The following is an 11,457-nucleotide window of genomic DNA, read 5'->3' as shown; positions in this document are numbered from 1 at the left end:
GCTTCGTCGACACCGAGTAGACGCGGTCGCCGCCCTCTTCGTGGGCGCTCGCGGTGCGCATCACCATCGGGTAGGTCGGCCAGGGCTGCGCGGCCGGTCGCGCGTCCGGCGGCGTCGGCATGATCTCCAGCTGGGTGACGGTGAGCGGCTTCTGCCGGTGCGCGGTCCCGAGACAGTCCGCCCCGGTGTCACCGCCACCGATGATCACCACGTGCTTGCCCTCGGCGCTGATGGGCGAGACCTCGAGGTCGCCCTCACAGACCTTGTTCCCCCACGGCAGGTACTCCATCGCCTGGTGGATGCCGTTCAGCTCCCGGCCGGGCGCCGGAAGGTCACGAGCCTCCGTGGCGCCGACCGCGATGACGACCGCGTCGAACTTGGCCTGCAGCTGCTCGGCGGTGATGTCGACCCCGACGTTCACGCCGGGCCGGAACTTGGTCCCCTCGGCCTTCATCTGGCGCAGCCGGCGGTCGAGGTAGCGCTTCTCCATCTTGAACTCGGGGATGCCGTAGCGCAGCAGGCCGCCGATGCGGTCGGCGCGCTCGTACACGGCCACGGTGTGCCCGACCCGGGTCAGCTGCTGAGCCGCGGCCAGACCGGCCGGCCCGGAGCCGATGACGGCGACGGTCTTGCTGGAGAGCCGCTCCGGCGGCTGCGGGGTGACCAGGCCGTCGGACCAGGCCCGGTCGATGATCGAGACCTCGACGTTCTTGATCGTCACCGGTTCGGAGTTGATGCCGAGCACGCAGGCCGGCTCGCAGGGCGCGGGACACAGCCGGCCGGTGAACTCCGGGAAGTTGTTGGTCGCGTGCAGGCGCTCGATCGCCTCGCGCCAGTCACCGCGCCAGACCAGGTCGTTCCACTCCGGGATCAGGTTGCCCAGCGGGCAGCCGGCGTGGCAGAACGGGATGCCGCAGTCCATGCAGCGTCCGGCCTGCTTGGTGATGATCGGCAGCAGCGCGCGCCCCAGCCCCTCCTCGGGGTAGACCTCGTTCCAGTCACCGAGCCGCTCGGCCACCGGGCGCCGGGCGGCGACTTCGCGGCCGGTGGTCAGGAACCCACGGGGGTCAGCCATCAGGAACTCGCCCCCATCATCATCGCGACCGTCTCGGTCTCGCTCAGTCCCTGTTCGGCAGCCGTGGCCGCCGCTTCGAGCACCCGCTTGTAGTCCCGCGGCATCACCTTGGTGAACCGGCCTGGATCCCAGTCGGCCAGCAGCACCTCGGCCACCGGCGAACCCGTCTCCTCGCCGTGGCGGGCGATGGTGGCCTGCAGGAACTCCAGGTCCTCCGCGCCCGGTGCCTCCAGGTCCACCATCTCGCGGTTGACGTCGGAGGTGTCCAGGTCGAGCACGTAGGCGATGCCACCGGACATGCCCGCACCGACATTGCGGCCGGTCTCGCCGAGGATCACCACGCGGCCACCGGTCATGTACTCACACGCGTGGTCACCGACGCCCTCGACGACCGCGGTGGCCCCGGAGTTGCGGACACAGAAGCGTTCGCCGACCCGGCCGCGCAGGTAGATCTCGCCGCCGGTCGCGCCGTAGGCGATGGTGTTGCCGGCGATCACGTTGTCCTCGGCGGCGAAGGGCGCCGAGCGGTCCGGCCGGATCACGATCCGTCCGCCGGACAGGCCCTTGCCCACGTAGTCGTTGGAGTCACCCTCCAACCGCAGCGTGATGCCCGCCGGGACGAAGGACCCGAAGGACTGCCCGGCCGAGCCGGTGAAGGTGATGTCGATCGTCCCGTCGGGCAGGCCGGCGCCGCCGTGACGCTTCGTCACTTCGTGGCCGAGCATGGTGCCGACCGTGCGGTTGACGTTGCGGATCGCGACCTGCGCCCGCACCGGCGCCGCATTCTCGATGGCGTCGTGGCAGATCTGGATCAGGTGGTTGTCGAGCGCCTTGTCCAGGCCGTGGTCCTGCGTGGTCGTGCAGTACCGCGACGCGCCCTCGGGCAGGTCCGGCACGTGCAGGATCGGGCTCAGGTCCAGACCGCTCGCCTTCCAGTGCTCGACCGCGGCGGAGGTGTCGATCATGTCCGCGTGGCCGATGGCCTCGTTCAGGGTGCGGAAGCCCAGCGCCGCCAGGATCTCGCGTACCTCCTCGGCGACGTACTCGAAGAAGGTCACCACGAAGTCGGCCTGACCGGAGTACCGCTCGCGCAGCACCGGGTTCTGGGTGGCGATGCCGACCGGGCAGGTGTCCAGGTGGCAGACCCGCATCATGATGCAGCCGGAGACCACCAGCGGCGCCGAGGCGAAGCCGTACTCCTCCGCCCCGAGCAGGGCGGCGATGACGACGTCGCGGCCGGTCTTGAGCTGACCGTCGGTCTGCACCACGATCCGGTCGCGCAGCCCGTTGAGCAGCAGGGTCTGCTGGGTCTCGGCCAGGCCGAGCTCCCACGGGGCGCCGGCGTGCTTGAGCGAGGTCAGCGGCGAGGCGCCGGTGCCACCGTCGTGCCCGGAAATCAGCACCACGTCGGCGTGCGCCTTGGACACCCCGGCCGCGACCGTGCCCACGCCGACCTCGGCCACCAGCTTCACGTGGACGCGGGCCGCCGGGTTGGCGTTCTTCAGGTCGTGGATGAGCTGGGCGAGGTCCTCGATCGAGTAGATGTCGTGGTGCGGCGGCGGCGAGATCAGGCCCACGCCCGGGGTGGAGTGCCGGGTCTTGGCGATCCACGGGTAGACCTTGTTGCCGGGCAGCTGCCCGCCCTCGCCGGGCTTGGCGCCCTGCGCCATCTTGATCTGGATGTCGTCGGCGTTGGTCAGGTACTCCGCGGTGACGCCGAAGCGGCCGGAAGCAACCTGCTTGACCGCCGAGCGGCGGGTCGGGTCGTAGAGCCGCTCGGCGTCCTCGCCGCCCTCACCGGTGTTGGAACGGCCGCCGAGACGGTTCATCGCGATCGCGAGGGTCTCGTGCGCCTCCTTCGAGATCGAGCCATAGCTCATCGCGCCGGTGTTGAAGCGCTTGACGATCTCGCTGACCGGCTCGACCTCGTCGAGGGGCACCGGCGGGCGGGCACCGGACTTGAGGTCGAACAGGCCGCGCAGCGTCATCAGCCGCTTGGACTGCTCGTCGACCCGCTCGGTGTAGAGCTTGAACAGGTCGTAGCGGCGCTCGCGGGTGGAGTGCTGCAGCCGGAAGACGGTGTCCGGGTCGAACAGGTGCGGTTCGCCCTCGCGGCGCCACTGGTACTCGCCGCCGATCTCGAGCTTGCGGTGCGCGGCCGAGATCCCGCCCAGCGGGTAGGCGATGCGGTGCCGGCGGCGGACCTCCTCGGCGACGACGTCGAGCCCGATGCCGCCGAGCTGGGAGGTGGCGCCGGTGAAGTACCGGTCGACCAGCTCCTGGGACAGGCCGATCGCCTCGAAGATCTGCGCACCGTGGTAGGACGCCACGGTCGAGACGCCCATCTTGGACATCACCTTCAGGACGCCCTTGCCGAGCGCCTTGACCAGGTTGCGGACCGCCTTCTCCGGCTCGATGGTCAGCATCACCTCGGCGTTGGCGAGGTCCTCGACGGTCTCCATCGCCAGGTACGGGTTGACGGCGGACGCGCCGAACCCGACCAGCAGCGCGACGTGGTGGACCTCGCGGACATCACCGGCCTCGACCACCAGTCCGACCTGGGTGCGGGTCTTCTCCCGGATCAGGTGGTGGTGCACCGCGCCGGTCAGCAGCAGCGACGGGATCGGTGCGTTCTCGGAGTCGGAGTGCCGGTCGGAGAGCACGATGATCCGGGCGCCGTCGGCGATCGCGCCCGAGGCCTCGGCGCAGATCTCGTCGAGGCGCGCCTCGAGGGCCTCGCCGCCGCCGTCGACCTCGTAGAGGGCGGTGATGTTGACCGACTTCAGGCCGGGCTTGTCGCCGTCGGCGTTGATGTGGACGAGTTTGGCCAGCTCGTCGTTGTCGATCACCGGGAACGACAGGCCCACCTGGCGGCAGTGACTCGGCGAGGAGGTGAGCACGTTGACCTCGGGGCCGACCGCGGTCGACAGCGAGGTGACGAGCTCCTCGCGGATCGCGTCCAGCGGCGGGTTGGTCACCTGGGCGAAGAGCTGGGTGAAGTAGTCGAAGAGCAGCCGGGGCCGCGCGGAGAGCACCGCGATCGGGGTGTCGGTGCCCATCGAGCCGATCGGCTCCATGGCGTTGCTGGCCATCGGGACGAGCAGGATGCGCAGCTCCTCCTCGGTGTAGCCGAAGGTCTGCTGACGCCGCGTCACCGAGGAATGGGTGTGCACGATGTGCTCACGCTCGGGCAGCTGCTCGAGGGTGATGAGCCCGGCGTGCAGCCATTCGTCGTACGGCCGCTCGGCGGCGAGCGCCGTCTTGATCTCCTCGTCCTCGACGATGCGGTGCGAGACCGTGTCGACGAGGAACATGCGGCCGGGCTGCAGGCGGCCCTTGCGGACCACGCTGGCCGGGTCGATGTCGAGCACGCCGACCTCGGAGGCCAGCACGACCAGTCCGTCGTCGGTGACCCAGTACCGGGACGGGCGCAGCCCGTTGCGGTCGAGCACCGCGCCGACCAGCGTGCCGTCGGTGAAGGAGACGCAGGCCGGGCCGTCCCAGGGCTCCATGACCGTGGAGTGGAACTCGTAGAAGGCCCGCCGGGACGGGTCCATGTCCGGGTTGTTCTCCCAGGCCTCCGGGATCATCATCAGCACCGCGTGCGGCAGGGAACGCCCACCGAGGTGCAGCAGTTCGAGGACCTCGTCGAAGCTGGCCGAGTCACTCGCGCCCGGCGTGCAGATCGGGAAGATGCGGTTCAGGTCACCGGGGATGAGGTCGGTGACGAGCTGGGACTCCCGGGCCCGCATCCAGTTGCGGTTGCCCATCACGGTGTTGATCTCGCCGTTGTGCGCGATGTACCGGTACGGGTGCGAGAGCTCCCAGGACGGGAAGGTGTTGGTGGAGAATCGGGAGTGCACCAGCGCGATCGCCGACAGGAAGCGGCGGTCGGACAGGTCCGGGAAGAACGGCTCCAGCTGACCGGTCGTCAGCATTCCCTTGTAGACCGTGGTGCGGCAGCTCAGGCTCGGGAAGTAGACACCGGCCTCGCGCTCGGCGCGCTTGCGCAGCACGAACGCGGCCCGCTCCAGACCCAGACCGTCGTCGCCGGCGTAGTAGGCACCGGCCGCCCAGTCCTCCGCGGAGGCCACGAACAGCTGCCGGAACACCGGGACGGTCGCGCGGGAGCCCGCGCCGAGCAGGGCTGGGCTGACCGGCACGTCGCGCCAGCCAAGGACGACGAGGCCCTCCTGGGGGGCCATCGCCTCAATGTCGGTCTCGGCCTGCGCGCGGGCGACCTTGTCCTTCGGCAGAAACGCCATGCCGACGGCGTACTTGCCGGCTGCCGGCAGCTCGAAGTCGACGACCTCGCGGAAGAAGGCGTCCGGGACCTGGGTCAGGATGCCGGCGCCGTCGCCGGAGTCCGGGTCGGAGCCGGCAGCACCGCGGTGCTCCAGGTTGCGTAACGCAACCAGGGCTTTCGCGACGATGTCGTAGGACGGGATCCCGGTCATGGTCGCGACAAACGCGACGCCGCAGGCGTCGTGCTCGTTACGGCCGGTGTAGAGGCCCTGTGGAACCGGACGGTGTCCATGTGGTGCGGCCGCAGGCATGAGCCACTCCTGGATTCGGGTCCGAGCGCTGTGTGAACAGCAGGGGCGAGTCATCGGGCGGACGACTCGTAGGCACTGCGGGACGGCACTGGCCCAGCGGCGGTTTTGTAGCCTACCTCACGCTCCGCAGGCCCCTCATCAGGCTTTTGACCCTGATTCAACCCTCGGAGTCAGCCTCGGCATCGGTGTCGCTGTCGGTGTCCGCCTCCGTGTCCGAGCAAGCAGCGACCGCCTCGGCCAGCAGCTTCTCGGCGGGTTTCCCGCCACGCAAGTAGGTCTTCGCGGCCGCCAGGAACTCGGTGTCGTCCTTGTCCTGGAACCGCCCGTTGACGCAGACCCGAACCGCCTGGGTGCCCAAAGGATCGTCGTCGCCGTCCGGCTCGTAGCGGGGGCCGAACAACGCGACCACGACGGAGCGGACGTACTCCACGCTCCAGCCCTCGACCTGCCAGCCGGTCGGGGTCCGGACGAAGTTCCAGGTCCCGGTCGCGCCGTCGGCCGCACCGCCCTGGGCGGTGACCGAGGCGGTCCCCCGCGCCCCCTCGACGTCGACGTCCTCCACGGTCGCGACCCCCGGGGCGTCGCCCGGCCGGGCCGCGACCAGGCGCCGGCAGGTCGGCTTGGTCGCGTAGAACTCCTCGACCATCTCCTTGGCCAGCAGCACGTTGCAGATCTGCCCGGTGCTCGTACCGGCCACCACCTTGTTCGCGAGCTCGCTGATCGCGAGCTCGTCCGCCTCGCTGGCGACGGGTTCGGAGTCCGCCGGGTAACTCACGCCCCCGCCGTCGTCGCACCCCGCGGTGAGCACGAGGCCCAGCAAGAGCGTGGCCGCGAGACTCGTTGTCGACATCCCGTCTCCCCGTGTCGAGAACCTGCAGGCCACGCTATCGACAGCAGGTAACCGGAAATCAACCGTGCGCACCCGGTCAGGCCTGCGTCGACTCGATGCACTCGACGGTGGCCTTCTCGATCCGCTTCTGCACGGCGGGCGGGGGCGCCGCTGCACCGCTCTTCCCCATCGTGCGGATCTCCGCGTCCGTGACCGTCTCGCGCAGTTTGAGGACGGCGCAGTCGATGACCTCCGCCGGGATGTCGGCCTGGCGCAGGACCTCCTCGAAGTCCCGCCGCAGGGTGGACACGCCCTTGGCCCCAGGGACGCAGTCGTTGTACCAGCCCCGGAGGGTGGCCTCGCCGGCCTGGGACCCACGGAGGATCTCGAACGCCGTGGAGCGGAACTCCGGGTCAGCCAGAGCCTGGAACTTCCCACTCACGCAGGCCCGCGCCGCCGGGTCCGCGAACGGGTCCTCCGGGCCGGCCGGGCGGTAGGCCGGGCCGATCTCGGCCGCGAACGTCGACCGTAGGTAGTCGATCCGCCATTCCGCGACCCGCCAGCCCTCGGCCTCGCGGGCGAAGGCCCACGTGCCCCGGGCACCGTCCGCCTGACCGCCCTGCTCCGCGACCACCGCGGTGGCGGTGTCGCCGTCGACCTCGATGTCGGTGACGCTCGCTCCGGTGGCGACGTCGGCGGGGTCGTCGCTGATGCCGGAGGTCACGCAGACGTCCACGTCCCCGAACGCGGTGCGGACGAAGTCCTCGGTGAGGCGGGTGCGGCAGACCTCGTCGCCCTGGCGGGCGGTGACCACGACCCGGGCCAGTTCGGTGATCTCCGCGTCGTCACCGCTCCCGCCGGAGTCGCCGCAGCCGGCCACCGGCACGGCCACCAGGACGGCAGAGAAGGGAACGACCAGCCGGGGGCGAACCCTCACCGGTAGTCCTCCACGCCCTTGGGGACTGCCTCCGAACCGGTCTCGCGACCGACCAGGTACGGCGTCGGCTCGCGGCGGTCGCCGCGCCGGCGGGAGATGACGAGGTAGGCGACCGCGGCGATGAACAGCACGATCGAGACCCAGTTGTTCAGGCGCATGCCGGCGATGTGGTGCGCCTCGTCGACCCGCAGCGACTCGATCCAGAACCGGCCGGTGCAGTAGGCGGCCACGTAGAGCGCGAACACCTGGCCGCGGCCCATGTTGAACCGGCGGTCGGCCCAGATCAGCAGGCCTGCCACCAGCAGGCACCACAGCGACTCGTAGAGGAACGTCGGGTGGTAGGTCGCCGCGTCCGGGGTGGCCTTGGGCCGGTTGTCCGGGTCGATCTCCAGCGCCCACGGCAGGTCGGTGGGCTTGCCGTAGAGCTCCTGGTTGAACCAGTTGCCCCAGCGCCCCATGGCCTGGGCCAGCACGACCCCGGGAAACACGGCGTCCGCGACCGGAGGCCAGGCGAGCCCGGCGCGACGCGCGCCGATCCAGCCGCCCAGGGAGCCGACGACGACCGCGCCCCAGATGCCGAGGCCGCCCTCCCAGATCTTGAGAGCGTCGACGGGGTGGCCGCCGTCTCCGAAGTACCCGTCCGGGGTGGTGATCACGTGGTATAGCCGGCCGCCGACGATGCCGAACGGCACCGCCCACATGGCGATGTCGCCGATCTGGCCGGCCTTGCCACCGCGGGCAACCAAACGCTTATCGCCGACCACGATGGCGATCAGGATCCCGACCACGATGCACAGCGCGTAGCCACGGATCGGGAACCCGCCGAGGTGCCAGACGCCCTGGGACGGGCTGGGAATGGAGGCCAGGTACATCGGATCAGCTCCGACTGCGGACGCCCGACGCCAGGTCCGCCGCCAGGTCGGCGCACCCGGCGACACCGGCGGCGAGGTCGGGGGCGTCGAGCAGTTTGCGGACGAACGCGGAGCCGACGATGACGCCGTCGGCGTAGCCGGCCACCTCGGCGGCCTGGACGCCGTTGGAGACGCCGAGCCCGACGCCGATGGGCAGGTCGGTGGCCTCCCGGATCCGCGCGACCAGCGGCGGCGCGGCGACCGAGGTCTGCGACCGGGCGCCGGTCACGCCCATCACGGCGGTGGCGTAGACGAAGCCTCGGCAGGCCGCCACGGTCAGTGCGATCCGCTCCGGGGACGAGGACGGCGCCACCAGGAAGATCCGGTCCAGGTCGCGGGCGTCGGAGGCGGCCAGCCAGTCCGCGCCGGAGTCCGGGGTGAGGTCGGGGGTGATCAACCCTGCTCCCCCGGCGGCGGCGAGGTCGGCGGCGAACCGCTCCGCGCCGTACCGGAGCACCGGGTTCCAGTAGGTCATCACGACGGTCGCGGCACCGGTGGCGGCGACGGCCTCCACGGTGGCCAGCACGTCGGCGATCCGAGTTCCGCCCTGCAACGCCCGGTCGGCCGCCTGCTGGATGGTCGGGCCGTCGAGCACCGGGTCGCTGTAGGGCAGTCCGACCTCGACCACGTCGACGCCGGCGCGGACCATCGCGGAGAGCGCGTCGATGCCGCCCTGCTTCGAGGGGAAACCCGCGGGCAGGTAGCCGACCAGCGCGGCGCGGTTCTCCGCGGCCGCCTTGGCGAACGCTTCGGCGACCCGGCTCACGTGAGGCCGAACCAGGTCGCGGCGGTGTCCACGTCCTTGTCGCCGCGACCCGAGAGGTTGATCAGCACGATCGAGTCGGGGCCGAGTTCGCGGCCGACGACGAGAGCGCCGGCGAGGGCGTGCGAGCTCTCGATCGCCGGGATGATGCCCTCGGTGCGGCAGAGCAGCTTGAACGCGTCCATCGCCTCGGTGTCGGTCACCGGGCGGTAGGTCGCCCGGCCGGTGTCCGCGAGATGTGCGTGCTCGGGACCGACGCCGGGGTAGTCCAGGCCGGCGGAGATGGAGTGGCTCTCCATCGTCTGGCCCTCGTCGTCCTGCAACAGGTAGGAGCGGGCGCCGTGCAGCACGCCGGGCGCTCCGCCCGTGATGGTGGCCGCATGCCGGCCGGTCTCGACACCGTCGCCGGCCGCCTCGAAACCGAAGAGCTTCACGTCGGCGTCGGGGATGAAGTCGTAGAAGATGCCGATCGCGTTGGAGCCGCCGCCGACGCACGCGCACACCGCGTCCGGCAGTCGGCCGGTCAGTTCCAGCACCTGGGCGCGGGCTTCCTGCCCGATCACCCGATGGAACTCGCGGACCATGTACGGGAACGGATGCGGGCCGGCGACCGTGCCGAGCAGGTAGTGCGTCTTCTCGACGTTGGCGACCCAGTCGCGCATCGCCTCGTTGATCGCGTCCTTGAGGGTCTTGCTGCCGGTGGTGACCGGGATGACCTCGGCGCCGAGCATCTTCATCCGGGCGACGTTGAGCGCCTGGCGGCGGGTGTCCTCCTGGCCCATGTAGACCACACAGTCCAGGCCCATCAGCGCGCACGCGGTCGCGGTCGCGACGCCGTGCTGGCCGGCGCCGGTCTCGGCGATGACCCGGGTCTTGCCCATGCGCTTGGTGAGCAGCGCCTGCCCGAGCACGTTGTTGATCTTGTGCGAGCCGGTGTGGTTGAGGTCCTCGCGCTTGAGCAGCACGCGCGCGCCGCCGGCGTGCTCGGCGAAGCGCGGCACCTCGGTGATCGGCGACGGCCGGCCGGTGTAGCTGCCGAGCAGCCCGGACAGTTCGGCGCGGAAGTTGGGGTCGGCCTGGGCGGCGTTGAACTCGGCGGTGAGTTCGTCGAGAGCGGCCATGAGAGCCTCGGGGACGTACCGCCCGCCGTAGTCGCCGAACTGTCCGTCCGCACCGGTCGGCCGTGCAGCGGACACGGCGTCAGCCACAGTGCCGGTCTTTTTGCAGCGCGGGATGCGCGCCCGCGGCGACCAGGTCGCGTACCGCGGCCCGCGGGTCGGCACCGGTCACCAGGCTCTCGCCGACCAGCACCGCATCCGCCCCCTGACGGCCGTACTCGATGACGTCGTGCGGGCCGCGCACCCCGGACTCGGCGATGCTGACCACCGTCGCGGGGATCAGCGGCGCGAGCCGGCCGAAGGTGTCCCGGTCGACCTCGAGGGTCTTGAGGTTGCGGGCGTTGACGCCGACGACCTTCGCGCCCGCGTCCACGGCGCGCTTGGTCTCCTCCTCGGTGTGCACCTCGACCAGGGCCGTCATGCCCAGGGACTCGGTGCGCTCGATGAGGGAGACCAGCGCGTTCTGCTCAAGCGCGGCGACGATCAGCAACGCGAGGTCGGCGCCGTGCGCACGCGCCTCCCAGAGCTGGTAGCTGGAGAAAATGAAGTCCTTGCACAGGATCGGCACGTCGACCTTGGCGCGCACCGCGGACAGGTCCGCGAGCTCGCCACCGAAGCGCCGCTTCTCGGTGAGCACGGAAATCACCGCCGCGCCCCCGGCCTCGTAGTCCGCGGCCAGGCGGGCCGGGTCCGCGATCGCGGCCAGCGCGCCCTTGGACGGGCTGGAGCGCTTCACCTCGGCGATGACCCCGACCCCGGGCACGCGCAGTGCCGCAAGGGCATCCCGCGCCGGCGCCATCCGGGAAGCGAGTTCTTTCAAGGCGTCCAGCGAAACGCTCTCCTGGCGCTGCACCAGATCCTCGCGAACCCCGCTGAGGATCTCGTCGAGCACGGACACCAGGGCGATTCCCATCATCAGTTGGGCAGTCCTTCGGACCTGTCCGCCGGCTGGGGAGCGTCATCGCCGACGTTCGCCCGATCGTAGTCCCGGTTACTGCGTGCTCCTGACGGTGGCCGTGTCACCGGGTACCGCCGGGACGTCGAGCGCCACTCAGCGGGCGGTCGGGTCCTCGCCGCGGTCCATCGCGCGCCACTGCTCCAGCGCGCCGTCACCTTCGGTGGTGCGCTCGCGCTGCTGGGGCGGATCGGCTGCGACCGGCTTGTCGTAACGCGCGGACATCGCCGGCCAGAGCGAGCCGTGCCAGGCCGCCGCCGCGCCCGCGCCGGTGACCATCAGCCCGCCGAGGACGGCCAGCCAGGGCCAGGCG

At 70.9% G+C, this 11,457-nt stretch carries 9 protein-coding genes; all 9 read right to left on the bottom strand.

What is annotated here, in order from left to right; all coding sequences use genetic code 11:
• On the bottom strand, positions 1 to 1,075 hold a 1,075-nt coding region (locus H0X00_RS16055), incomplete at its 3' end, for a glutamate synthase subunit beta (RefSeq protein ID WP_293772789.1).
• The gene (gltB, locus tag H0X00_RS16050) at positions 1,075 to 5,631 is read right to left on the bottom strand and encodes a glutamate synthase large subunit (protein WP_293772787.1); all 4,557 of its coding nucleotides are present in this window, start codon (positions 5,629 to 5,631) and stop codon (positions 1,075 to 1,077) included. The genes gltB and H0X00_RS16055, both read right to left, overlap by 1 nt.
• A 157-nt stretch (positions 5,632 to 5,788) precedes the next feature.
• A complete protein-coding gene (locus tag H0X00_RS16045; RefSeq protein WP_293772785.1) occupies positions 5,789 to 6,481 on the bottom strand; it encodes a hypothetical protein in 693 nt (230 codons plus the stop codon).
• 76 nt (positions 6,482 to 6,557) lie between these two features.
• Positions 6,558 to 7,397 carry a hypothetical protein gene (locus H0X00_RS16040; protein ID WP_293772783.1) on the bottom strand — a complete coding sequence of 280 codons (840 nt, stop codon included), beginning with the start codon at positions 7,395 to 7,397 and terminating at the stop codon, positions 6,558 to 6,560.
• Positions 7,394 to 8,269: a prolipoprotein diacylglyceryl transferase gene (gene lgt, locus H0X00_RS16035; RefSeq protein WP_293772781.1), complete on the bottom strand. Its 876-nt coding sequence runs from the start codon at positions 8,267 to 8,269 to the stop codon at positions 7,394 to 7,396. Before lgt ends, H0X00_RS16040 begins: the two co-directional genes overlap by 4 nt.
• A gap of 4 nt (positions 8,270 to 8,273) precedes the next feature.
• Positions 8,274 to 9,074: a tryptophan synthase subunit alpha gene (gene trpA / locus H0X00_RS16030; protein ID WP_293772779.1), complete on the bottom strand. Its 801-nt coding sequence runs from the start codon at positions 9,072 to 9,074 to the stop codon at positions 8,274 to 8,276.
• The gene (gene trpB / locus H0X00_RS16025) at positions 9,071 to 10,267 is read right to left on the bottom strand and encodes a tryptophan synthase subunit beta (protein WP_293772777.1); all 1,197 of its coding nucleotides are present in this window, start codon (positions 10,265 to 10,267) and stop codon (positions 9,071 to 9,073) included. The genes trpA and trpB overlap by 4 nt, the downstream gene beginning before the upstream one ends.
• A gap of 4 nt (positions 10,268 to 10,271) precedes the next feature.
• Positions 10,272 to 11,087 (bottom strand): indole-3-glycerol phosphate synthase TrpC, encoded by an 816-nt coding sequence (gene trpC, locus H0X00_RS16020; RefSeq protein WP_367186664.1) that lies wholly within the window; start codon positions 11,085 to 11,087, stop codon positions 10,272 to 10,274.
• A gap of 153 nt (positions 11,088 to 11,240) precedes the next feature.
• A partial coding sequence (locus H0X00_RS16015; protein WP_293772773.1) for a Trp biosynthesis-associated membrane protein occupies positions 11,241 to 11,457 on the bottom strand: 217 nt, incomplete at its 5' end.

The sequence above is a fragment of the Sporichthya sp. genome, from assembly GCF_013815995.1.
Lineage (GTDB): Bacteria > Actinomycetota > Actinomycetes > Sporichthyales > Sporichthyaceae > Sporichthya.
The sequence above is the reverse complement of the archived record's forward strand: the minus strand, read 5'-3'. Positions and strand labels throughout refer to the sequence as shown.

What these genes read in the sequence shown, in the direction of transcription:
- gltB (WP_293772787.1), bottom strand. Translation starts at nt 5,631, where the DNA reads ATGCCTGCGGCCGCACCACATGGACACCGTCCGGTTCCACAGGGCCTC.
- H0X00_RS16045 (WP_293772785.1), bottom strand. Translation starts at nt 6,481, where the DNA reads ATGTCGACAACGAGTCTCGCGGCCACGCTCTTGCTGGGCCTCGTGCTC.
- lgt (WP_293772781.1), bottom strand. Translation starts at nt 8,269, where the DNA reads ATGTACCTGGCCTCCATTCCCAGCCCGTCCCAGGGCGTCTGGCACCTC.